Source organism: Amycolatopsis cynarae (assembly GCF_026802195.1).
GTDB lineage: Bacteria > Actinomycetota > Actinomycetes > Mycobacteriales > Pseudonocardiaceae > Amycolatopsis_E > Amycolatopsis_E rhizosphaerae.
In genome coordinates this window covers 5,809,731-5,832,942 of record NZ_CP113836.1, presented here as the reverse complement: position 1 = coordinate 5,832,942, position 23,212 = coordinate 5,809,731, and the positions used below count along the sequence as shown (strand labels likewise).

Genomic DNA, 23,212 nt, shown 5'->3' with positions numbered 1-23,212 from the left:
TGCAGCTCTACAGTGGATGAGTGACTGAGCGCGAACCGTTCCGTACGCAGATCAAGGTGCGGCTCTACGAGTTGGATCCCCTGGGGCATCTCAACCACGCCGTCTACCACTCGTATGCCGAGGTCGCGCGGATCGAGGCGATCGAGAAGGCGGCACAGGGAGGCGACCCCTTCCGGGCCGAGAACATCTCGCCCGTGCTGCTCGCGTCCAGCATCAACTATCGGCGAGAGCTTCGCATGGGTGACATCGTCCAGGTGACCTGCGACACGAAGTTCGGCAGCGGCAAGACGTTCCAGATGGTTCAGGAGATCGTCAAGCTCGACGGGACACTCTCGGCCGACCTCACCGTCACGCTCGGACTGATGGATCTCGAGCGCCGCAAACTCGTCGACGATCCCCGCGGACGGTTCCTGCGCGCCGGGTTCGACCTCACGGTGCTGTCGACCGCCGAGTAGGCGGAGCGGCGTCAGCGTCCGTAGCAAACATCCCTTGCTCTAATCCGCTGTGATCGGGTTTCGTACTGCTGTCTCGATGGCTGCATACGAGATGCGTTCCTGTTCGAGACGGACGGTGCCAAGGGCGTCTTCGACGAGATCGGTGTAGAGCGCGGCTTCGTGCTCCGCCTGCTGGATGAGCTGGGAGGCGAATCCTGCGATGTCACGGTTCGTGTAGTGAGGTAGGTCTTGAACTCCGACTCGCAGAAGCAGACGGGCCGATGACGACGCCATGCTCCTTCCCAGTAGCCGAGCAGGCTGCCGCGGGCCTGCGTGCCCGGTGGTGTAGTCCTCAGGTGCGGAAAACGCTTTGCGTAAGTATGGTGATCGGCCTTCGGCCGCGAAGAGTGACGAACGGCCGGTTCCGCGCGGGTGGCGGAACCGGCCGTTCTTTTCGCTATGACGACCCGTAGGCGGCCTGGGGCGGTCGAAACCAGGTGTTATTACAGGTCAAAGCGATTTCGGATCACACGTCGTAGTAGAGCGCGAACTCGTACGGGTGCGGCCGAAGGCGCAGCGGGTCGATCTCGTTCTCCCGCTTGAAGGAGATCCAGGTCTCGATCACGTCCGGGGTGAATACGCCACCCTCGGTGAGGAAGTCGTGGTCGGCTTCCAGGTTGTCGAGAACCGTGCCCAGGTCGGACGGGACGAGCTTGACGTCCTTGGCCTCCTCGGGCGGCAGCTCGTAGAGGTCCTTGTCGATCGGGTCGGCCGGCTCGATCTTGTTCTTGATGCCGTCGAGGCCCGCCATCATCATGGCCGCGAACGCCAGGTACGGGTTGCCCGACGAGTCCGGGCAGCGGAACTCGATGCGCTTGGCCTTGGCGTTCGTGCCGGTGATCGGGATACGGACGCAGGCCGAGCGGTTCCGCTGCGAGTAGACCAGGCTGACCGGAGCCTCGAAGCCCGGAACCAGACGGTGGAACGAGTTCACCGTCGGGTTGGTGAAGGCCAGCAGGCTCGGCGCGTGCGCGAGGATACCGCCGATGTAGTGGCGCGCCATGTCCGACAGGCCGGCGTAGCCGGACTCGTCGTAGAACAGCGGCACGCCGTCCTTCCACAGCGACTGGTGGCAGTGCATGCCCGAGCCGTTGTCGCCGAACAGCGGCTTCGGCATGAAGGTCGCGGTCTTGCCGGCGTTCCAGGCGGTGTTCTTCACGATGTACTTGAACAGCTGCAGGTCGTCGGCGGCGTGCAGCAGCGTGTTGAACTTGTAGTTGATCTCGGTCTGGCCGGCGGTGCCCACCTCGTGGTGCGCGCGCTCGATCTCGAAACCGGAGCCCTGCAGGTTCTTGCTGATCTCGTCACGCAGGTCGGCGAAGTGGTCGACCGGCGGGACGGGGAAGTAGCCGCCCTTGAAGCGGGTCTTGTACCCGCGGTTGCCGCCCTCTTCCTCGCGGCCGGTGTTCCACCAGCCTTCGACCGAGTCGATCTCGTGGAAGGTGGCGTTCTCGGAGGAACCGAACCGGATCGAGTCGAAGAGGTAGAACTCGGCTTCCGGACCGAAGAACACGGTGTCGGCTACGCCGGACTCGGCGATGTACTGCTCGGCCTTGCGGGCGATGTTGCGCGGGTCCCGGCTGTAGGCCTCACGGGTGAAGGGGTCGTGCACGAAGAAGTTGATCGAGAGGGTCTTCTCCTTGCGGAACGGGTCGATCCGAGCCGTGTCCGGGTCGGGCAGCAGGAGCATGTCCGACTCGTGGATCGACTGGAAGCCACGCACCGAGGAGCCGTCGAAGGCCAGCCCCTCGTTGAACGCCTCCTCGTCGAAGGCCTTCGCGGGGACGGTGAAGTGCTGCATGACGCCCGGCAGATCACAGAACCTGACATCGACAAACTGCACGTTCTCATCGGCGATGAGACGCTGGATATCGTCTGGTGTAGTGGACACCCTCTGTAACTCCTTCGTTTTTACCGCCGGGGGCAGTACTCTCTTCGGCTCACGCTAAGAGGGTGGTGTTGCCCGACCGTCACCCGTATGTTTCGCGCAGGTTAACGGGCGACTCGTTTTTGGCCGGTAGGCCGGCGAGAGCAGCTTTCGGGCCAACCGCATACCCTGGATGAGTGGCGAGATGGACCGGTGAGTGGTTGTCGGGCTCTGCAACCGGCTTGACAGGGGGCGACGCAGAGCCACCGCGCTGGCGCGGTGAGCGATTGGGGCTACCCGAGGAGGGCCCTGGCTCCGTGGCCGGTGGCGGATCCCGGCTGCTCGCGCTGGTGATCGACCTGGTGCTGGCTTCGCTGGTGACTTCCTTGTTCCTGCGGCCGAATCTGCAGGACACGGCGGCCATGCAGACGTACAACCTGTGGTCGGTGGTGGTGTGGGCCGTGATCACGGCGGTACCGGTCGCCTTCTTCGGCTTCACGCCGGGCATGGCTGTGACCGGGATCAGGGTGGGCAGGCTGGACGGTGTTTCCCTGGTCGGCCCGTGGCGGGCGACCGTGCGCGCGGTCCTGACGTTCCTCATCGTTCCGGCAATCATCCGCAATGCCGACGGGCGGAACTGGCTGGACCGGCTGACCGGGACGGCCGTCGTCCGTTTCCGCTGATCCTTATGGGCGGTGGGGGACGCCCCGCGGCCGTTTCGTACGCTTTTCGTAGTTGCTCGATCACCCTGAGCGGGTTGTCGCGGAGCTGAGAGGGCAAGGTCTCCACCACGATTGCCCCGGCTCCCGCCGGTGCCGGATTTGGCTCCTGGTCTTCGAGGCTGAACTCCGCCCACGCGATTCGCCAGAGCAGGCCGACCTCGGCCCAATAGGCATCGGCGTGGCCGAGGAACACGCCGTCCTGATCTTCCAGTTCGACCTGCCATTCCGGTTCTGGCAGCCCGCTGCGCCGGAGTATTTCTCGAGCCCAGGCTTCGGACGCCGAGCGGACCGCTGCGTGGATCTCGTGCACCACACGGCGGGGAAGAGCCGAGCCGATCGTGGAACCCGACTCGATCTCGCGTTGCAGATCCCGCGGATCGCACAGGCCGCGACCGACGGCCTCCTTGATCATGGCGCGGACCGCGGAAAGATCGGTCATGCGACGCGCCGCGTCGAAGAGGGCGCGGGCAAGCGGAGCGACCGGGACTCGCTCGATTACGACGGGGGCAGGGAGATGGATCGTTCGTTCGACGGTCGCGAAGCCCCATGAACTCACTCCGCTCGTGTGCGGTACCAGTACGTGCACGGCCTCCCCTGGCGGGAGGCGGGTCAGGCCATGCAACCTCGCCGCCTCGATCCCCGTGATCATGGCGCGTGCGCCGGCGTGCACCAGGGCTGCGCGGTGCAGTTGTGCTCTGCTCAACGGGTCGCTGTTGAGCACGATCACGCCGGGGATCGGTCGCTGCCAGACCCTGCCGGGACGGCAGCGTGCAGAGATCGTCGAATGTGACAAGCCGAGCGCGACCAACGTTGCCCGGGGCGCGACGCCTTCCGGGAACAACGCGATCAGCGCTTCGTGATCGGGCGCGAGCTGCTTCGATGGCACACTGTCATCCTGCAACTACCCACTGACATTTTTGGGCGTTCATCGTGCTGGTATTACTATACCGACGCGTGCTAAGGTACCGGTATAATCATACCAACATCCGGTGACGTGAGGTATTCGTGATTGAACTGAAGACGCCTGCGGAGATCGAACGCATGCACGTGGCGGGACGTTTCGTCGCCGAGGTGCTCTCCGAGGTCGGCCGGCTCGCCGACGTGGGCGTCAACCTCCTGGACCTGGAGCACCACGTGCGCGGCATGATCAAACGGCGCGGGGCGGAGTCGTGCTACTGGGACTACGCTCCGTCCTTCGGCAAGGGACCGTTCCGCAACGTCATCTGCCTCTCGGTCAACGACGCCGTCCTGCACGGCCTGCCCCACGACTACACACTGCGCGACGGGGACGTGCTCAGCGCGGACCTCGCAGTCGGCATCGATGGCTGGGTGGCCGATTCGGCGCGCACCATCGTCGTCGGGACTGCCGCCGAGGAGGACCTGCGGATCATCCGTGCCACCGAGGAAGCGTTGGAGGCGGCGATCAAGGTGGCACGTCCGGGCAACCGCCTGGGTGACATCTCGGCGGCGATCTGGGCGGTGGCCTGCGACTACGGCTATCCGGTCAACACCGAGTTCGGCGGTCACGGCATCGGCCGCACCATGCACGAGGAACTCCACGTTTCCAACAAGGGCAGGGCAGGTCGCGGCCTCAAACTCCGGCCGGGCCTGACCCTCGCGCTCGAACCCTGGTTCGCCCGCACGACCGACCGGATCGTCTACGACGCCGACGGCTGGACCATCCGGTCGGCCGACGGCTCACGCACGGCCCACTCCGAGCACACGATCGCCATCACCGAGGACGCCCCCTTGGTGCTCACCCGGCGCGACACGGAGCAAACCCCTAACGCGTGATGATTCTGCGCATCGTCGATCGGCGCCGGACGGATCCACCACCGTAAGTGCGTTCGGTTGAGCTGTATAGGGTCCCGATCACGGCTTCTCGAATTTCCGAACTGGTGATCCCTTCACTGGACCCGCAACGGCTGGCGGCGTTCTGGTGCGAGGTGCTGGGCTTCATCGTGCTCGACACCGACGAGAACACTCATCACAGCCCAACTGGGTGATGCCGCAGCGGGATTGCGACACGCGAGAGGGCTGAAGCGGGGCAAAGATGAAGCAAGGGGTGTTTCCTACGGATCATCCGTAGGAAACACCCCTTGCTTCGGAAAGCGGGCAGGGACCGTCAGCGACGGCGGAGGGTTCGCTGCACGCTCCGCATCTTCGCGCCCTGGGGGAGCGGGCCCTTCGGCATGGCCGCGCCGCGGTTGCCGAGGGCGGCGAGCCGTGTTTCGAGCGCATCGACCTGGGGGCCCTTGAGGTTGCGTGGCAGCTTCATCAGGTACGACTGCAGGCGACGCAGCGGGACCTGCCCCTCTTCGTTGCCGACGACGACGTCGTAGATGGGCGTGCTGCCCACCAGACGCGCGACACGTTTCTTCTCCTGGGCGAGCAGGTTCTTCACTCGGTGGGGTGCACCCTCCGCCACGAGGATCACGCCCGGCGCGCCGAGCACGCGGTGCACGGCGTCAAGCTGGGTCGTCGCGGCGACCGTCTGGGTCACTCGCCACTGGCCGCGCAGGTTGTCCAACGCCCATCCTGCCGCGCCCGGCTGGCCATCGGCCTTCGTGAACACCGTGCGCTGTACCCGGCGCCCGAAAATGATCATTGCGGCCAGCAGGCCGAGCACGATGCCCAGCGGCAGCAGGATCCACTGGAGTTTGAAGAGGAACCCGACCCCGAACACCACGCCGGTGATAACGAGGAAGGAGCCCAGCATCCAGGGGATGAGCGCCTTGTCCTCCCGGCGCTGCACCTTGAACGCTTCGAAGATCTGCCCACGCCGGGCCTTGCTTGCCGCGCGCCGTTCCTGCTTGGCCTGCTTGGCAGCCTCTTTATCCTGCTTTCCCGCCATTGCACCAGGATACGGGCGGGTGGCCAGCGCGGAATCTGTCGGCCCCCTCTGCGAGGATGCGAACGTGGCTGCCACATCCCCGACCTCCGACCGGCCGAGCCTGCTCGACGGACTCGACCCGGAACAGCGAGCCGCCGCCATCGCGCCGCGAGGGCCGGTGTGCGTGCTGGCCGGCGCGGGGACGGGGAAGACGCGAACGATCACCCACCGCATCGCGCACCTCATCCGCTCTGGCCACGTCGCCGCTGGTCAGGTGCTTGCGGTGACCTTCACCGCACGGGCCGCGGGTGAGATGCGGGCGCGCCTGCGAGCCCTCGGGGTGGAGGGGGCTCAGGCCCTGACGTTCCACGCGGCCGCCCGCCGTCAGCTGCGGTACTTCTGGCCCCGGGTGGTGGGGGATCGGCCGTGGGACCTGCTCGAGGGCAAGCTCCGGCTGGTCGGGCAGGCCGCACACCGGGTCGGGCTCGGCACGGAGCCGGAAATCCTGCGCGATCTGGCGAGCGAGGTCGAATGGGCGAAGGCTTCGCTGATCACCCCCGAGGACTATCCCGTCGCAGCGGCACGCGCCCAACGCGATGTGCCTGCTTCCCCGGCCCAGGTCGCCGAGGTATACCGGGCCTACGAGGCGATCAAGAACAACGCCCAGGTCCTCGACTTCGACGATCTCCTGCTGCACACCACGGCCGTGCTGGAGGAACACGGAGAGGTGGCGAGGGAGTTCCGCGACCGTTACCGCTGTTTCATCGTGGACGAATACCAGGACGTGACTCCGCTACAGCAGCGTCTTCTCGACGCCTGGCTTGGCGGCCGTGACGATCTGACCGTCGTGGGCGACGCCAACCAGACCATCTACTCGTTCGGTGGTGCCTCGCCGCGCCCTCTGCTCGAGTTCACCCGCCGGTTCCCGGAGGCGACGGTGGTCCGGCTCGAGCGCGACTACCGATCGACTCCGCAGGTCGTGGCGCTGGCCAACAAGGTGATCGGAGCGGCACGCAACCGCCCGGCAGGCTCCCGGCTCCGCCTGGTCGGGCAGCGTCCGGACGGGCCGGAGCCGCGTTTCGCCGAGTTCGACGACGAGCCAGCCGAGGCCACAGCCGTGGCCTCGCGGGTCCGGCAACTGCTCGAGGCAGGTGTCGCGGCGAGTGAGGTTGCGGTGCTCTACCGCGTGAATGCCCAGTCCGAGACCTACGAGCAGGCTCTCGCGGACGCCGGTGTCCCGTATCTGGTGCGGGGTGGAGAGCGGTTTTTCGATCGGCGTGAAATACGCCAGGCGATGATCTCGCTGCGCACGGCGGCGGGAGATCCTCCACCGACCGAGCTTGTGACAGCAGTGCGTTCCGTGCTGGCGCCCGTCGGCCTGACCGAGCAACCACCGGCAGGCGGTGCCGCAAAAGAGCGCTGGGACGGATTGCTGTCGCTCGTCGAACTCGCCGAGGAGCTGGCGGCGACGGTCGAGGGTGCGGACCTGAGGCGGTACGTCGCCGAACTCGAGCAGCGGGCCGCTGCGCAGCACCCGCCGACGGTCGAGGGCGTGACGCTCGCCTCGCTCCACGCGGCGAAGGGGCTCGAATGGGATGCCGTCTTCCTCGTCGGGCTCGCCGAAGGCACTCTCCCGATCCAGCACGCCGATGGCGACGACAACGCGATCGAGGAGGAGCGGCGGCTGTTCTACGTGGGAGTGACACGGGCCCGCGAGCATCTGTGGTTGTCGTGGTCGCTGTCCCGGCATCCCGGCGGTCGTCGGCATCGCAGGCGCAGCCGGTTCCTCTACGGCTTGTTACCCGAGCAACATCCCGACGCCAGGGTGCGTCGGGGCCAGCAGACCTCGAAGGCGGCGAAGCCGCGCTGCCGGGTCTGCGGTGGACCGCTACGCGACACGATGGAGATCAAGCTCGGCCGTTGTGATGGCTGCCCGTCCACGCTGGACGAAGATCTGCTGGCACGGCTGAAGAACTGGCGCAGCAGTAGGGCCAGGGAGCTCAAGGTGCCCCCGTTCGTGGTGTTCACCGACGCCACACTCCTGGCGATCGCCGAGCAGCAACCTCACGACCGACATGGTTTGGTGTCGATTTCGGGGATCGGGTCGGGCAAAGTCGAGCGGTTCGGAGCCGATGTGCTGGCCGTGATCCGCGGCGAGCGAGGTTGACCGCGTCGAAGCGGTGATTCGTGCGGCGGAGCCGCTGCTCAGGGGCAATCTTCGTCGATTTGAAGAGTCTTGCGGAAAATCGGTTGCCCCGGTGTGCGGATGGGCCATAGCCTGCATGCGACGGGTGGCCGCAGCCGCCCGACAGGTTTCGATCGTCCTCGACGGCGATGAGCAGTGGACAGCGAGAGGAGGTGCCGGAAGTGAAGACATTTACGTCGATCGCTAATCATGGCACCGCGCTGTCCTGCGCCCCCGTCGTGGCCGCTCCTGTCGGTCTGGGCACCGGTATGCGACGGGCCAGCGACGCTGTGCTGTCGGCCGGAGTGATCGTCCGACTTCGTCACGTCACCGAGTGGACCCGTGTGTCCGGCAGTGATGTCCCGGCGATCGCCGATTACGCCAAGGCCAAGCAGCCGAAGATCCACGTTCCGCACCCTCTGCTCGAGCGAAGCCCCTGACACGCAGGGAAACAGGCTCACGAAGGCCGCGGAACCGTAAACCGGATCCGCGGCCTTCGTGTTTGTGCAGCACCCTCCACAACAAAAACCGTTACTACACAAAGGAGAACGGGAATGTCATCGGCAATCGCCTTCGCGTCAGAGGGGGCGTTACCCGACGAGCTGACCGATCCCCACACGATGGGGGTCGGCGACTTGCTCGACGCCGTGACCTCACCTATCCCCGACCTGCCCTGCCGGTCGGGAGACGCTGACCTGTGGTTCGCGGAATCGCCCGCGGATCTGGAACGGGCCAAGCATTTCTGCGCCGACTGCCCGATCCGGCAAGCGTGCCTGGCCGGTGCGCTCGCCCGCCGTGAGCCGTGGGGCGTCTGGGGTGGCGAAATCTTCGAGCGTGGTGTCGTGGTCGCCCGCAAGCGGCCCAGGGGACGTCCCCGTAAGCACCCGGTCGTCGAGCATCGGAACGTGCGCGAGCAGCGGAGCGCGGCCGCATGAGCTTCGCACCTTTCACCCGTGAAGAGCCTGCCACGGAGCCAGCCCTCTTCAAGGCCATACCTGTGACGAACAAGGAAACCAGCGAAATGTTGATGTACGAAGAACTGGCGAGAGCCCGAATACGGGACCTGCGTGCGCCAACCGCCGGGCAACGCTCCCGCCCTGGCGCTGTGGTCGGGCTGCGGTGGCAGCGCATGACTCGGTGGACGATGGAGCGTCTGCTTCGCGTCCGCGTCTGACCGGCAGTTGAGTGAAGCAAGGGATGTTTGCTACGGATCTCGTTCGAAGCAAACATCCCTTGCTTCGACAGGGGGTGATGCGTGGGTCGTGTTGAATGGCGGCATGGCTGGACACACGCATGACCACATCGACTGGGCTGAACGGATTCCTGACCTGCGGCAGACGGACGAGTTGAGCGGGGCGGCGTTCGCGCAGATCGCGGCGCGACTGACGGCGACGCTGCCCGAAAAGGCGACGGTCATCGACGTTGGTTCGGGAACCGGAGGGATGAGCGCCGCGCTCGCCGCGGCGCTCTCCAGCCGGGGAGGTGGCACTCTTCTGCTCGTGGACGCCGTGCCCGAACTGCTCGAAGTCGCAGCCGAGACCGCCGAGCAGGCAGGGGAGAAGCAGGTCGAGGTCAGCACCGTCCGGACAGACCTGGCCCGTGATGACCTGGTCACAATCCTGCCGTCCGCGAACCTGATCTGGGCAGCCTCCGTGGTGCACCACCTGCCCGACCAGCAAGCGGCGGTTACGCGTCTTGCCCAGGCACTGGCACCGAAGGGAACGTTGGCACTGGCCGAGGGCGGGCTGGAGATCGAAACGCTGCCCTGGGACCTGGGGATCGGAGAGCCCGGCTTCGAACGGCGACTCCTGGCGGCGCGCGACGGCTGGTTCCGTGAGATGCGTGGTGGGATGGACGGGGTAGTGTCCATGCCCTACGGCTGGACCACTGCGCTGAGCCGTGCGGGTCTGGCAGACGTAGGGTCCTTCAGCCGTCTCATCGATCACCCGGCGCCGACCACGGAGGTCGTTCGGGCTTTCGCGGTCAACCGGCTTACGCGGCTGCTCGACCACGTCGGTGACCGGATCGCTGATGACGACCGAAAGGTGGCACACCGGTTGCTCGATCCCTCTGACAGCCAGTATCTGGGCCGCCGCGACGACCTTTACGTGCTGGGCACCCGCACCGTCCATTTCGGACTGCGTAGTTGAGCGCGGAGCAGGCCGTCTGCGCTCGTTGCGGTATTCGCCGTCGGGATGAGGACGATCCATCGGCCGCCCTGGCCTGGGTGTTCGAGCGCGTGAAGGGCGGAGTTCGCTGGTTGTGCGTCCGGTGTGCGAGAGACCACGCACGTGACATCGAAGGCAAGCTGCCCGAGGAATACTGGTAGCCCTCGGCGAGGCCTCAACTCGTGGATGTCACCATGCCCATGGCCAGCACCTGTGGGCGGGGTCTCTTGGCAGCGGCTGCGAAGGCACTCACGAGTTCGCGGGCGGTGCGCCGGACGTCGTCCCGTAGTCGCTCGGGCGGCGTGCGCACGATGACCACGCCGGCCGCGATGAGTGCGAGATCGTTTCTTTTCTGCACCGGGAACTCGTTGTCGTCCGCGTCGAACTGCCAGCCGAGTCCGACCTCGTCCCACCATGCGTCCACCACGCCGACCGGACGTCCCTGCGGGTTGCACACCGTGACCCGCCACAGCGGGGGTGGCAGGGGAAGGTTGTCGAGAACCTGGCCGGCTGAGCCCCGGAGATGGACGTCAGTCAGCGAACCCAGACCACGCAGGACCTCGCGCGCGGCTGCGGTCCCTCGTTGATTGCCTCGAGCGAGTTCGGCGTGGAGTTCGCTTCCGCTGCACAGCCCGTAATAGACCGGCAACGAGAGCAAACGGCGTAACCGCTCGGGGGAGGATTCGTGCCTGGCCGCGTCGATCGCCGCCCGGGCCGGCGGGGCGAAGGCGATCCCGTCGTGGACGATAGGCTGTGGCAGGCGAGATGTCCGCTCCAGACGGGCGAAGTCCCGCGAAGAGATCCGGCGCTGAACCGGCACGAGGACGTGTACCTCGGGGGGCGGTGAGACTCGCGCGCCGTGTACGCGCAGTGCGTCGAGGGCAGTCACCACCGAGCCGGGTCCCGCGTACCAGGTCGCAGCCAGAAGCTGTTGACGCCGGTTCAGCTGCTCCGTGCCGAGTTGAACGACACCGGGCAGCAGCCGTCGCCACGGACCACCGGGGCGGCACCGGGACGCGAGAACGCCCGGCGTTACCCCTTCTCGGCGCAGTCCGGCGCAGGTCGCGACCCCGTCGGGAGCGATGACGGACGCGGCCGCGCGCGTGGCAGAAGTTGAACGTCCCATGACTCCAGACTGGACCGGCTGCGCACCACCGGGAATCCGGATCCGAGAACTGTGGATGGATTGCCGGTGTGGATGGCGGGTTCCACGCGAAAATCCCCGGGCTGTGGATAAACGCCTCAGTCGTCTTCGTCGGTGAAACCCGGCTGCCACTTCTCCACGATCGCCCGGACCGGGATCTCCGCACCGAGCTGGCACAGGATCCCGGTGGATCCGGCCGTGACGCGGTGGATCATGAGGTATTCCGGCGGCAGGTTCAGCGACCGCCCGATGCGGAAGTCCCGCCCGCGGGTGTCACCGACCCGCATGGCCTGCTGCTGCATCCACTTCCTCGTGAAATGGAACCGCTCGGTAGCCAGGGGCTGGGTGAACGGAGCCAGATAGGCCAACACGTCCTCGGCCTCCAGTTCCGTGCCCGGCCGGACGAAACCGGCTTCTCTTAGGAGCTGCATCAACTCTTCGGACCGCCCGTCGAGGGCAAGCCTCGTCATCTCGCCGAGATGATGGGGGATGCCGTGGGGCAACCGGGCCACCGCCCCGAAGTCGATGACCGCGAGACGACCGTCTTCCACCAGAAGGAAGTTGCCTGGGTGCGGGTCGGAATGCAGCAAGCCCACCCGTGCCGGTGAAGAGTAGTGAAACTCCGCGAGCAGCGCACCGACCTCGTTCCGGGTGGCCGCGTCACCCCCCGAAATGATCTTCGAAAGAGGGGTGCCGCTCACCCATTCGGTGACCAGTGTCTTCGGCGCGCTGGCGATCACCTTCGGGATGAGTACGTGCTCGTCGCCCGCGAACGCCTTGGCGAACGCCCGCTGGCTTTCCGCTTCGCCACGGTAGTCGAGCTCCTCGTCCATGCGGGCGGCCAGTTCGGCGAGTAGCGGCTTTACTTCCGTTCCGGGCAGCAGCGCCTGGAAGAGCCGGCTGAATCGCTGCAACTGCCGAAGATCACTGCGCAGCGCCTCATCGGCGCCCGGATACTGCACCTTGACCGCGACCTGCCGCCCGTCATGCCACACGCCGCGGTGAACCTGACCGATGCTGGCGGCCGCCGTCGGTTCGTCGTCGAACTCACGGAAGCGATCCCGCCAGGACCGGCCGAGCTGCTCGGCGAGTACTCGCTGCGCCTGTTTGCCGGACATGGGCGGGGCGGCAGACTGCAGCCGGGTCAGAGCGTCCCGGTAGGGCGCCGCCATCTCGTCGGGCACCGCGGCTTCGAACACACTAAGGGTCTGACCGAACTTCATCGCGCCGCCCTTGAGCGTGCCCAGCACCTCGAACAACTGCTCGGCGGCCTTCGCGGATAGTGCGGCGTTCACATCCTTCGCGCTTTGGCCCGACAGCCTGCGCCCCCAGCCGCCGACGGCGCGGCCGGCGATGCCCAGCGGCAGACTGGCCAGCTTCGCCGTCCTCGCGGCGGTTCTGCGCGGCAGCGCGGAGGCGTCCCGGTCGTCACGATCCTGGAAGTCGGTCACCCTAGCGATTGTGCCCTCCCGATGATCCGTTGCGCAGCCGTCGGGAGAAGTAGGCCGTCATTGATGTCTCGCCTGGGCGCCACAGTCGCAGTCGGGATACGGCGGCCACGCTCTGTGTTCGATGGTCCCGTCGAAGGTGTCGATTTCTATGGTGGTGTTCCAGGTCGGGGGCGGTCCGTCTCCGGGGCTCAGCGCCCGCAGTATCTGCCCGACCGCCACGCCTGCCGTCGCCTGCACGGTCCCCAGATCGGCCGGCTGGCTGCGGCCGGCCAACTGGCCCGCGACCACGGGCCAGCGGAAGTCTCTCGCCTTGCGGTGCAGATCGGCACAGCCGAGGCATGTGCTGCGGCCCGGATAGACGAGAGGACCGACGATGCCGAGCCCTTCGCGGATCCGTACCGGTAGGTGCGGGACGCCTTCGTGCATGAGGAGGCGGACGAGTTCGGGTGCGGGGACGATGGCGTCCGCCAAAACGGCCAGTTCCGGTTGGCGATCGCGGCTCAGCCTGCGGTTCTTGACCGCGCGGTTGACCCTGGTGATGGCGGCAGCGGCGGCGAGCCGCCGCTGCCTGCCGATATCCGATTCGAGGTAGCCGGTGCCGACGTCCTGCACGGCGACGAGCCCCTCCGCCTCGACCTGTACGTGGCCGACGCCGGATGCGGCGAGCAGAGTCGCGATGGCCATGGTCAACCGACCCGTGCCATACAGCACGACCGCGCTGTGCGCGCGGCGGGTGAAGGCATCGTGGACGGGTTGGCGGGCACGCAACGACCAAAGATCCACCTCGCCCGCCACCCGGCCGTGCCCGGCCGGAGCCCAGGCCTCCTCGACCAGGCCCAGCCTCGTGAGTGTGAGGAGGAGTTCCCGTAACTGCTCCCGGTGCTCGCTCCCGGTCAGATCGAGCAGTTCGTCCAGCCGGTGGCGGCCGTCGACCAGGCGGAGCGCCCGCACCAGATCGGACGGCAGGTCGCTTGCCACCATGGCGTGGCGGGGGTCGAGCCCTATCTGCACTTCACCCGGGCGCCGGTCGAAGACGCCGAGGCCTGCCTTCAGCCGAGGGCGCCGTGGGAGCCGGGGGTCATGACGGATTGTCGTCTTTTGGTCACTCATGCACCACAGCTTCGCAAATCCCGCTAACAGTCGGCTAACCGCAAAGCCGAGTTATCCACAGGTGGAATTCCTTGTGGATAACTCGGGTGTTCCGCCTTCGAGGCCTCCCAACTTGTCGGTGCCTGCCCTTAACGTTGACGCGTGGCGAATGCACGGGTGCCCTCCTTGAGGGGCGGGGACAAGACGGAGCCGGCAGGTGCTTCCCAGCAGAAGATCGAAGTCCGGCGCAGCGCGCGCAGGCGGAGCACGGTCACGGCGTACCGGGACGGCGACACGCTCGTCGTGCTCATTCCGGCCGGGATGAGCCGCGCCGAAGAGAAGCATTGGGTGGCGGAGATGGAGCGCAAGCTCCAGCGCACCGAGTCGAGGCGTGCCTCGCCGGCGCGGCAGTCCGACGCGGCCTTGCTGGCACGGTGCGCCCAGCTGTCCGCGCGGTATCTCGACCGGGACACCCTCCCGAAGTCCGTCAGGTGGGTGCCGCCGATGCGCACCCGGTGGGCCTCGTGCACACCGACGGACAGGACGATCCGGGTGAGTGAACGGCTTCGCGACGTCCCGTCGTGGGTCCTCGACTACGTGTTGGTGCACGAACTCGCCCATCTGCGCGTGCACGGCCACGATGCCCGGTTCTGGGAGCTGGTGCGGCGTTACCCGAAGACCGAGCGTGCGATCGGCTACCTGGAGGGGCTGTCGGCGGCCGCGGGCTGGGGGATCAGCGAGCTGGACGAGGAGTGAGCAGAGCAGAGACGGAGCAAGGGATGTTTGCTACTGCGCATCAGTAGCAAACATCCCTTGCTGCGGAAAACGAGGTGGGTCAGGCCTTGGCCTCGCCCGGTCCTGAATCTGAATTGTCTTCGGATTCACCTTCGGGCTTCTGCGTGCGCTCGAGTTCGGCGAGCGGATCCACGGTGTCGAGCGTCGACTGCTCGCTCAGACGGTCGCTGAACTCCAGCGGGTCGTCGAGGTCTTCGGCGGTGGGCATCAGGTCCGGGTGCGACCAGAGCCCGTCGCGCTTCTCGATGCCATGGCGATCGCCTACGAGCTTCCACAGTGCGGAGGCCGCGCGCATGCGGCGGGGCCGCAGTTCCAAGCCCACCAGCGTGGCGAACGTCTGCTCGGCGGGACCGCCCGTGGCACGCCGGCGGCGCAGGGTCTCCCGAAGCGCGTCGGCACCCGGCAGGCGATCGCCGACCGCCTCCGCCACCACCACGTCCACCCAGCCTTCGACCAGTGCCAGCAGTGTTTCGAGACGGGTCAGCGCGGCCTGCTGTTCGGGTGTCGTCTTCGGTTCGAGCAGGCCGGACGACATCGCTTCTTCAATGCTCGCCGGATTGCTCGGGTCGACCTGCCCGGCCAACTGCTCCAGCGAGGAGGTGTCGACCTTGATCCCGTGCGCAAACTCCTCCACCGTCGCGAGCAGCCGTTGCCGCAGCCACGGCACGTGGCTGAACAGCCGCTGATGTGCGGCCTCACGTGCGGCGATGAAGACGAGGACTTCGCTGTTCGGAAGCTCGAGCCCCTCGGTGAACTTCTCGATGTTCGCGGGAAGCAGAGCGGACGTCGCGTCCGGGCCCAGCGGCAGGCCCACTTCGGTGGAGGTCAACACCTCGGAGGCGAGCTGCGCGAGTGCGTTGCCCAGCTGGGAACCGAAGGCCATTCCCCCCATCTGGCCAACCATGGACAACAGCGGCCCAGCCGCCTGCTTCGCTTCCGCAGGCAAGGCCTCCACCCAGGCGCCCGAAACCTGCCGGGCCACCGGGTCGCACAGCCGCTGCCATGTCGGCAGCGTCTTCTGCACCCAGTCCCGCGCGGACCAGGCCACCGTCTTGTTGGCGCCCGCGGGCAGAATCGTCGCCCCGTCCAGCCAAAGCTCTGCCAGGTGAGCCGAGTCCCGGACAGCGCTGTCGGCATCACCGCCCGAGGCGAAACCGATCTTGCTCCCCTCGGTCCCGCTCAGCTTCTGCAGGGCGATCTGCTGGGCCAGGTCGTAGTTGACCGGCCCGCTCGAACTGCCCGCCTGGCTGAGCATCTGGCCCAACTGGCTCAGCATCTGGCCGAGCTGGTTGAACGCATCGGCGCCGGACTGGGGGCCACCGCCCTCCGGCTCGTTTTCGCCGCGCTTGTCGGGATCGGGGAGTCCGAAGCCGAACGGGAGATTGCTCATAACACCACCGTACGCGGCTGTCGCCCAGGACACGTCGCCAGCCGTGACCGTTTTCCGGGCACGACCAGGGCTGGTGATCGGAACCTTACGTCGGCCACCGTACGCTGTCTCGGGTGAGCGAGTCCCGCGAGGAAACCACAGGTGGAGGAGCCGTCCCGGTGAGCGCGGCCGATTCTGGCCCCGATGCGGTCACCCGTGCCAAGCATGCTCGCCGTACGCCTCCCCTGAATGGGCAACAGCGGCTGAGCCGGCGGGGCTGGACCGTGGTGGCAAGTGGTGTTTTCGTGCTCGTGTTCGGGCTGATCGGGGCCTTCGTCCGGGTGCCTTATGTGGCGATCGGCCCCGGCCCCACCTACGACACGCTCGGCAACGTCGACGGCGCTCCGGTCATCCAGATCAACGGGCAGCAGACCTACCCGACGGCCGGGGAACTGCGCATGACCACCGTGTCCCTCAACGACCAGATCAGCCTGTTCGGTGCACTCGGCCTGTGGGCGAGCGGGCGGTACGCGCTCGCCCCCCGCGAGGAGTACTTCAAGCCGGGGGAGAGCGACGAACAGGTCCAGCAGGAGAACGTCAAGGAGTTCCAGGACTCCCAGAGCAACGCCGAGGTCGCGGCGCTGAAGCACCTCGGCTACCCGGTCAAGGTGCTGGTGCAGGAGGTCGTGTCCGGCAGCCCCGCCGACCGCTTGCTGTCCGCAGGCGACCGGCTGCTCATGGTCAACGGCAAGTCGATCGCACAGGAAGAAGACGTGCGAGCCGCGCTGGCGGGCACCAGGGCCGGGCAGACGGTTTCCCTCACGTTCCAGCACGGGAACGACGCTCCGCGGACCGGCTCGCTGACCCTTGCCGCGAACCCGGACCCGAAGCAGGAACAAGGCTTCATGGGACTTCAGCCGATCGACCGGGCGGATGTTCCCTTCGACGTGAAGGTGTCGCTGCAGAAGGTCGGCGGTCCGTCCGCCGGCCTGATGTTCGCACTGGCGATCGTCGACCGGCTCACGCCGGGAGCGATGGTGTCCGGGGAGCACGTCGCGGGAACCGGCGAGATCGACGAGAAGGGCAACGTGGGGCCCATCGGTGGCATTTCGTTCAAGGTGATCGGGGCACGCGAGGCCGGGGCGACGGTGTTCCTCACGCCCGCGCCAAACTGCGCGGAGGCGGCTGCCGCGGCCCCATCCGGCCTGAAACTGGTCAAGGTGACCAGCCTCGACAGCGCGCTCACCGCCCTCGAGGACCTCAAGGCCGGGAAAGCGACCCCTTCCTGCTGACCAGGCCGTGAACTGGAGCAAGGGACGTTTACTACCGCTTCAGCCGTAGTAAACGTCCCTTGCTCGACATCCGAGATGCTCAGGGGGCGAGGGTGGCCCGCAGGGCGTCGAGAAGGTTCGGGGCGAGGTCGGGGTTCTCGATGATCTCGTCGACGGGTTCGCCGCCTTCCTCATCCTGGCTGGGGCGGCTGTAGCCCCGCAGGCGCATCACACAGGCGGCGGGGCCGTCCCGTAGCACCGCGGCGACCAGACGGGCCTCGGTCCGGTCGGGGTGGTCCGCGGCGGCCTTGCGCAACCGCTCGATGTCGGTGACCTCCTGGTCCGGCAGTTCGGCTTCGGCGCTCGGCGGGAGAACGATGATCTCCTGGGAGACCGCGCAGCCCGCGACGGCATCCGGCCAGCCGATCCGGCCCAACGCCTCGGCCAGGTCGCCTTCGAGAGCCGCGTCCTGCGCCACCGGGGTCAGCGGGCTCTCCGTGTCCAGTTCGTCCGCGAGGTCGGGTTGCTCGGCGAGCAGGTCCTTCGTGGACACGAGCGCGAACAGCTGTGGTGGCTGGTCCCAGCCGGCCGAGGCGACGAACTCCTCGACCTCGCGGGCGACCGCCGCCACCGGGGAGGCCTGTTTCTCAGGGGATGCCATCACTTAATGGTGTCAGGCGAACGGCCACCCCGGCTGCCCGGTGTCCGATTCGGGCGGCCCCGGGAACCCGGAGCGGCCTCCGTAGAGTTAGGTAACCAGGGGTAGCGTGCGGTTTCAGTGCCCCCGGAAAGATCTCGCGACAACAGGAGCGTGTGACAGTGGCCAACCGGCCCCCTGTGAGCTTGCCGAAGCTGTCTCGCCGCAGCCGGATCCTGCTCATCATTGCCGCCGTGATCGTCCTGGCGCTGCTCCTCGGGGCAAGACTGCTGGACACCTACATCAACTGGCTGTGGTTCGGTGAGGTCGGCGCTCGCCAGGTGTTCAACACCGTCGTGGTGACCCGCATCGTCCTGTTCTTCGCGATCGGGCTGCTCGTGGGGGGCTCGCTCGCACTGAGCCTGTGGATCGCCTACCGCACCCGCCCCGTGTTCGTGCCGTTGTCCGGCGCGGACGACCCGCTGTCCCGTTACCGCTCGGCGGTGGTCGGCCGCATCCGGCTGTTCGGCATCGGGATCCCGTTGGTCGCCGGTCTGATCGCGGGCGCAACCGGGGAGGGCGACTGGCAGCGGGTGCAGTTGTTCCTCCACGGCACCAGCTTCGGCCAGACCGACCCCGAGTTCGGCAACGACATCGGCTTCTACGCCTTCTCGCTGCCGTTCTACGAGTGGCTGCTCGGCTGGCTCTTCGTCGCGACCACGATCGCCTTCATCGGGGGCCTGATCGCGCAGTACCTCTTCGGGGGGATCAGGCTGGCAGGCCGCGGCGGCCAGCTCTCCGGACCCGCCCGCGTCCAGTTGGCCGTGACCGCCGGTCTGTTCGTTCTGCTGAAGGCCGTCGAGTACTTCTTCGACCGGTACAGCCTGTTGCTGTCCGACCGCGGAGCGCCACTGTTCAACGGCGCCACCTACACCGATCTCAACGCGGTGCTGCCGGCCAAGCTGATCCTGCTGTGCATCTCGGCGATCTGCGCCGTCGCGTTCTTCGCGGGCGCGTTCCTGCGCAACATCCAACTGCCCGCCATCGCCCTGGTGCTGCTCATCCTGTCCGGCGTGCTGGTCGGCGCGGCCTGGCCCGCGATCCTCGAGCAGTTCTCGGTGAAGCCGAACGCCAACCAGAAGGAAGCGCTTTCGATCAGCCGCAACATGGCGGCCACCAAGGACGCGTTCGGCCTGAACAACGTGCAGTACATCGACTATTCGGGAGCCGGGCAGGCCACCGCCGCGCAGATCAGCTCCGACACCACGACGGTGCCGAACATCCGCCTGCTCGACCCGAACGTGCTCTCCCCGACCTTCACCCAGCGCGTCGGCCGCGAGAACTTCTACGGTTTCCCGGCCAAACTCGACATCGATCGCTACGAGGTCAGCGGCAAGACGCAGGACTACATCGTCGCCGCGCGGGAGATCAACACCGCGAACCTGACCGGCAACCAGACCAGCTGGATCAACAAGCACATGGTGTACACGCACGGCAACGGCTTCGTCGCCGCGCAGGCCAACACCATCGACCGGGCGGTCAGCAGCGCGAACAGCGACGGCGGCTACCCGATCGCGGCGACCAGCGACACGCAGAACCCGACCGGGGCGGGGCTCGACCCGGCCAACCCCGCGGCACCCGGGATCCCGGTGAGGGAGCCACGGATCTACTACGGAGAGCTGACCAACGACTACGCGATCGTCGGCGGACAGCCCGGCAAGGCGCCCGGCGAGTACGACAGTGCCGCCAACAGCAACTACCGCTACGACGGTTCCGGCGGCGTCCCGATCGACAACCTGTTCAACCGGCTCGCCTTCGCGGCCAAGTACGGGGAACGCAACATCCTGTTCTCCGATGCCATCAGCGACGGCTCCAAGATCATGTACAACCGTGATCCGCGACAGCGGGTCCAGATGGTGGCGCCGTGGCTGACCGTCGACGGCGACCCCTATCCCGCCGTGGTCGGCAACCGGGTCCAATGGATCGTCGATGGCTACACCACGCTGAACAACTACCCGTACGCACAGCAGACCGCGCTCGGCCAGGCGACCGAGGACTCGCTCAGCGGGGTCGCCCGCCAGGCCAACAGCACGATCAACTACATCCGCAACTCGGTGAAGGCGACCGTGGACGCGTTCAACGGGACGGTCACGCTCTACTCGGTCGACGACAAGGACCCCGTGCTCAAGGCCTGGGAACAGGTCTTCCCCGGCACCGTGACGCCGAGCTCCGAGATCTCGCCCGACCTGCGGGCGCACTTCCGCTACCCGGAGGACCTGTTCAAGGTGCAGCGTGAGCTGCTCGCCAAGTACCACGTGGGCGACCCGCAGGAGTTCTACACGACCAACACCTTCTGGAACGTCCCCCAGGACCCCACCCAGGAGGGCGGCACGAACCTCGAGGCTTCGGGCCTGGCCAACCAGCCCGGCTACTACGTGCTGGGCCAGGCGCCGGGGGAGGGTAGGACGACGTTCCAGCTCACCAGTCCCTTGACGGCCCTCCAACGGCAGTATCTGGCGGCGTGGATGTCGGTATCGTCCGACCCGGCCGACTACGGCACCATCCGGGTCCTGAAACTGCCCACCGCCGCCGGCGGCAACAGTCAGGTCGACGGGCCGGTCCAGGTCCAGAACAAGTTCCAGAGCGACTCACGGTTCGCCCAGGAACGCACCCTGTTCAGCAACCAGAGCGTCACCGTCATCTTCGGCAACCTGATCACGCTTCCGCTGGACGGAGGGTTCCTCTACGTCGAACCCGTCTACATCCAGCAGCGCAACCAGAACAGCTACCCGCAGCTCGCCAGGGTGCTGGTCTCCTACGGGTCGAAGATCGGCTTCGCCTCGACTCTCGGCGACGCACTGAAGCAGGTCTTCGGCGACGGGGCGAACCAGTCAGCAACCCCGCCGACGCAACCCTCCCAGTCCACACCGACCAGCCCGACGACGCCGCCCGGATCGAACTCCACGGTGCCGCCGGCCGCCGGATCGAACCCGGCGCTGGACAAGGCGGTCGCCGACATCCAGACGGCGCTCAACCAGCTGAAGCAGGCCCAGCAGAGCGGCGATTTCGCCGCCCAGGGGCAGGCGCTCGCCGCGCTCGACACCGCCACCCGCGCCTACGAGGCCGCGAAGGGCAGCGGAGGAACGACCTCCACCGCCCCGACGACCACCCAGCCCGGCGGATGATCGATTGTTTGCGGTACCCCGCTGACACCTCGGCGAAACCAGGGCGTAAGCTGGGTATCACAACGCGGGGTGGAGCAGCTCGGTAGCTCGCTGGGCTCATAACCCAGAGGTCGCAGGTTCAAATCCTGTCCCCGCTACCAGAGAAAGAGGCCCGATCCGAACGGATCGGGCCTCTTTCGTACGTGTGGGCTATCACTGGTTGGGCCGGATGGCGGATTTGAATGGCCATTGTGGACGGAGCTGGCGGCCACTGTGGACAGATCGACAGAAAAGTGGGACGGTGAGGGGGTGTCTGAACTGAATGCGACAGCAGCGGCATTGCTTGGTTTGCTCCAGGACGGCCCGGCGACCGGGGGACAGTTGGTCGCGAGCGCTGAGGAACGGTTCGGTGCCTTCTTCAGCGTCACCCGCAGCCAGGTGTACCGGGAACTCCCCGCGCTCGCCAAGGAGGGCTTGGTCCGGCTCGGCAAGCAAGGGCCGCGCTCCAGCCAGCAATACGCGATCACTGCCGCCGGGAAGAAGGCCTTCAAGGCCTGGCTCACCTCCGAAGCCAGCCCCGACCACCTCCGCAGCCCGCTCATCCTCCGTCTGGTCCACGCCGGTTCGCTCACGGCGAAGCAGCGCGCGGCACTGATCGAATCGGCCCGGGCCACCTACAGTCGTGAGCTCGACGAGGCGAAGGCCGCGGTCAAGGCCGCCGAGGACCCCTACGTCAAGGCGGTCGCGGAATTCGGCCAGGCCCACGCGCGCGCGGCGCTGAAGCTGGTCGACGCCATCCCGGAGGGCTGACCCGATCGGGCTCGGCCCGGTGTGGCCGGTTCGCGGTAGCCAGTCGCGGCGCTTGCCGTAACCTTGACAATTGTGAGTGCTGAGTTCGAAACCGACCTGAAAGACCTCGCCGGCAAACTGGCGCAGGTCGAGGCCGTCATGGATCTGGACGGTCTGCGCGCCCAGGTGGCCGACCTGGAGAAGCAGGCATCCCAACCCAACCTCTGGGACGATCCGGACGCGGCCCAGAAGGTCACCAGTCAGCTCTCGCACAGGCAGAGCGAACTGCGCCGCGTCACCGACCTGCGGCAGCGTCTCGACGACCTCGGTGTGCTCTACGAACTCGCCGAGGCGGAAGGCGATGCGGCCAGCCGTACCGAGGCCGAGTCCGAGCTCGCGCAGCTCACCAAGGACATCGACGCGCTCGAGGTCCGCACCCTGCTCTCGGGTGAGTACGACGACCGTAACGCCGTCGTCACCATCCGTTCCGAGGCCGGTGGGGTCGACGCCGCGGACTGGGCGGAAATGCTCATGCGTATGTACCTGCGCTGGGCCGAGCGGCACGGCTACCCGGCCGAGGTCTACGACATCTCCTACGCGGAAGAGGCCGGGATCAAGTCGGCCACCTTCAAGGTCAGCGCGCCCTATGTGTACGGCACCCTGTCCGTCGAGCAGGGCACGCACCGCCTCGTGCGCATCTCGCCGTTCGACAACCAGAGCCGGCGCCAGACCTCCTTCGCCCACGTCGAAGTGCTCCCCGAGGTCGAAGAGGTCGACCATGTCGACATCCCGGAGAAGGACATCCGCGTCGACGTGTTCCGCTCCTCCGGGCCCGGCGGGCAGAGCGTCAACACCACCGACTCCGCCGTGCGCATCACCCACCTGCCGACCAACATCGTCGTGTCCTGCCAGAACGAGAAGTCGCAGCTGCAGAACAAGGCCGCGGCGCTGAAGGTGCTGCAGGCCAAGCTGCTGCAGCGCAAGAAGGAAGAGGAGCGGGCCGAACTCGACGCGCTCAAGGACAGCGGGTCCAGCTGGGGCAACCAGATGCGCTCCTACGTGCTGCACCCGTACCAGATGGTCAAGGACCTGCGCACCGAGTACGAGGTCGGCAACCCGAGCGCGGTCCTCGACGGTGACATCGACGGCTTCCTCGAGGCCGGGATCCGCTGGCGGAAGCAGACCGCCGCGGTCTAGCGGCTGTGGAGCAAGGGACGTTTACTACGGACACTCC

Annotated in this window: 21 protein-coding genes and 1 tRNA gene; 13 read left to right on the top strand and 9 right to left on the bottom strand. The window is 67.0% G+C overall.

Going from position 1 to position 23,212, the window contains the following annotated elements; all coding sequences use genetic code 11:
- Nucleotides 1-20 precede the first annotated feature (20 nt).
- A complete protein-coding gene (locus tag ORV05_RS28015) occupies nucleotides 21-455 on the top strand; it encodes an acyl-CoA thioesterase (protein ID WP_268754992.1) in 435 nt (144 codons plus the stop codon).
- 39 nt (nucleotides 456-494) lie between these two features.
- Here the strand turns inward: ORV05_RS28015 and ORV05_RS36550 are convergent, their stop codons facing one another.
- A complete protein-coding gene (locus ORV05_RS36550; protein ID WP_407652575.1) occupies nucleotides 495-728 on the bottom strand; it encodes a Wadjet anti-phage system protein JetD domain-containing protein in 234 nt (77 codons plus the stop codon).
- A 232-nt stretch (nucleotides 729-960) separates the two neighbouring features.
- The gene (gene glnA, locus ORV05_RS28010; RefSeq protein WP_268754991.1) at nucleotides 961-2,385 is read right to left on the bottom strand and encodes a type I glutamate--ammonia ligase; all 1,425 of its coding nucleotides are present in this window, start codon (nucleotides 2,383-2,385) and stop codon (nucleotides 961-963) included.
- Between the two features lie 173 nt (nucleotides 2,386-2,558).
- On the opposite strand from glnA, the gene ORV05_RS28005 reads away from it, so the two are divergent.
- Nucleotides 2,559-3,044, top strand: a complete 486-nt coding sequence (locus ORV05_RS28005; protein WP_268754990.1) for an RDD family protein — start codon at nucleotides 2,559-2,561, stop codon at nucleotides 3,042-3,044.
- Here the strand turns inward: ORV05_RS28005 and ORV05_RS28000 are convergent.
- Nucleotides 2,974-3,969 (bottom strand): hypothetical protein, encoded by a 996-nt coding sequence (locus tag ORV05_RS28000; protein WP_268754989.1) that lies wholly within the window; start codon nucleotides 3,967-3,969, stop codon nucleotides 2,974-2,976. The genes ORV05_RS28005 and ORV05_RS28000 overlap by 71 nt on opposite strands.
- A gap of 119 nt (nucleotides 3,970-4,088) precedes the next feature.
- On the opposite strand from ORV05_RS28000, the gene map reads away from it, so the two are divergent.
- A complete protein-coding gene (gene map / locus ORV05_RS27995) occupies nucleotides 4,089-4,877 on the top strand; it encodes a type I methionyl aminopeptidase (protein ID WP_268754988.1) in 789 nt (262 codons plus the stop codon).
- A gap of 331 nt (nucleotides 4,878-5,208) precedes the next feature.
- Here the strand turns inward: map and ORV05_RS27990 are convergent, their stop codons facing one another.
- The gene (locus ORV05_RS27990; RefSeq protein WP_268754987.1) at nucleotides 5,209-5,937 is read right to left on the bottom strand and encodes a DUF4191 domain-containing protein; all 729 of its coding nucleotides are present in this window, start codon (nucleotides 5,935-5,937) and stop codon (nucleotides 5,209-5,211) included.
- Between the two features lie 64 nt (nucleotides 5,938-6,001).
- Here ORV05_RS27990 and ORV05_RS27985 point away from each other — a divergent pair, with 64 nt between their 5' ends.
- The 4 genes from ORV05_RS27985 to ORV05_RS27970 all read left to right on the top strand — a co-directional run bounded on the left by ORV05_RS27985 (nucleotide 6,002) and on the right by ORV05_RS27970 (nucleotide 10,251).
- Entirely contained in the window at nucleotides 6,002-8,083 is a 2,082-nt protein-coding gene (locus ORV05_RS27985; protein ID WP_268754986.1) for an ATP-dependent DNA helicase UvrD2, read from the top strand.
- 191 nt (nucleotides 8,084-8,274) lie between these two features.
- A complete protein-coding gene (locus tag ORV05_RS27980) occupies nucleotides 8,275-8,541 on the top strand; it encodes a hypothetical protein (protein ID WP_268754985.1) in 267 nt (88 codons plus the stop codon).
- Nucleotides 8,542-8,655: 114 nt separating this feature from the next.
- Entirely contained in the window at nucleotides 8,656-9,036 is a 381-nt protein-coding gene (locus ORV05_RS27975; RefSeq protein ID WP_326938093.1) for a WhiB family transcriptional regulator, read from the top strand.
- Between the two features lie 342 nt (nucleotides 9,037-9,378).
- The gene (locus ORV05_RS27970) at nucleotides 9,379-10,251 is read left to right on the top strand and encodes a class I SAM-dependent methyltransferase (protein ID WP_268754984.1); all 873 of its coding nucleotides are present in this window, start codon (nucleotides 9,379-9,381) and stop codon (nucleotides 10,249-10,251) included.
- A 193-nt stretch (nucleotides 10,252-10,444) separates the two neighbouring features.
- Here the strand turns inward: ORV05_RS27970 and ORV05_RS27960 are convergent, their stop codons facing one another.
- The 3 genes from ORV05_RS27960 to ORV05_RS27950 form a co-directional block, all read right to left on the bottom strand.
- Complete coding sequence (locus tag ORV05_RS27960; RefSeq protein WP_268754982.1) at nucleotides 10,445-11,089, bottom strand: hypothetical protein; 645 nt, start codon at nucleotides 11,087-11,089, stop codon at nucleotides 10,445-10,447.
- Nucleotides 11,090-11,511: 422 nt separating this feature from the next.
- Nucleotides 11,512-12,864 carry an ABC1 kinase family protein gene (locus ORV05_RS27955; protein WP_268754981.1) on the bottom strand — a complete coding sequence of 451 codons (1,353 nt, stop codon included), beginning with the start codon at nucleotides 12,862-12,864 and terminating at the stop codon, nucleotides 11,512-11,514.
- Nucleotides 12,865-12,921: 57 nt separating this feature from the next.
- On the bottom strand, nucleotides 12,922-13,875 hold the full coding sequence (locus ORV05_RS27950; RefSeq protein ID WP_268754980.1) for a TOMM precursor leader peptide-binding protein: 954 nt from the start codon (nucleotides 13,873-13,875) through the stop codon (nucleotides 12,922-12,924).
- 264 nt (nucleotides 13,876-14,139) lie between these two features.
- On the opposite strand from ORV05_RS27950, the gene ORV05_RS27945 reads away from it, so the two are divergent.
- Nucleotides 14,140-14,709 carry a M48 metallopeptidase family protein gene (locus ORV05_RS27945; RefSeq protein ID WP_268759921.1) on the top strand — a complete coding sequence of 190 codons (570 nt, stop codon included), beginning with the start codon at nucleotides 14,140-14,142 and terminating at the stop codon, nucleotides 14,707-14,709.
- Nucleotides 14,710-14,788: 79 nt separating this feature from the next.
- On the opposite strand, the gene ORV05_RS27940 is transcribed toward ORV05_RS27945, so the two are convergent.
- Entirely contained in the window at nucleotides 14,789-16,138 is a 1,350-nt protein-coding gene (locus ORV05_RS27940; RefSeq protein ID WP_268759920.1) for a zinc-dependent metalloprotease, read from the bottom strand.
- 266 nt (nucleotides 16,139-16,404) lie between these two features.
- On the opposite strand from ORV05_RS27940, the gene ORV05_RS27935 reads away from it, so the two are divergent.
- Complete coding sequence (locus ORV05_RS27935) at nucleotides 16,405-17,409, top strand: YlbL family protein (protein WP_268754979.1); 1,005 nt, start codon at nucleotides 16,405-16,407, stop codon at nucleotides 17,407-17,409.
- A gap of 79 nt (nucleotides 17,410-17,488) precedes the next feature.
- On the opposite strand, the gene ORV05_RS27930 is transcribed toward ORV05_RS27935, so the two are convergent.
- Nucleotides 17,489-18,049: a PPA1309 family protein gene (locus tag ORV05_RS27930; protein ID WP_268754978.1), complete on the bottom strand. Its 561-nt coding sequence runs from the start codon at nucleotides 18,047-18,049 to the stop codon at nucleotides 17,489-17,491.
- Nucleotides 18,050-18,225: 176 nt separating this feature from the next.
- Here ORV05_RS27930 and ORV05_RS27925 point away from each other — a divergent pair, with 176 nt between their 5' ends.
- The 4 genes from ORV05_RS27925 to prfB all read left to right on the top strand — a co-directional run bounded on the left by ORV05_RS27925 (nucleotide 18,226) and on the right by prfB (nucleotide 23,175).
- Nucleotides 18,226-21,210 carry a UPF0182 family protein gene (locus ORV05_RS27925; protein WP_268754977.1) on the top strand — a complete coding sequence of 995 codons (2,985 nt, stop codon included), beginning with the start codon at nucleotides 18,226-18,228 and terminating at the stop codon, nucleotides 21,208-21,210.
- A gap of 63 nt (nucleotides 21,211-21,273) precedes the next feature.
- A tRNA-Met gene (locus tag ORV05_RS27920) sits at nucleotides 21,274-21,350 on the top strand.
- Between the two features lie 148 nt (nucleotides 21,351-21,498).
- Complete coding sequence (locus ORV05_RS27915; RefSeq protein ID WP_268754976.1) at nucleotides 21,499-21,999, top strand: PadR family transcriptional regulator; 501 nt, start codon at nucleotides 21,499-21,501, stop codon at nucleotides 21,997-21,999.
- A 72-nt stretch (nucleotides 22,000-22,071) separates the two neighbouring features.
- A complete protein-coding gene (gene prfB / locus ORV05_RS27910) occupies nucleotides 22,072-23,175 on the top strand; it encodes a peptide chain release factor 2 (protein ID WP_268754975.1) in 1,104 nt (367 codons plus the stop codon).
- Nucleotides 23,176-23,212 lie beyond the last annotated feature (37 nt).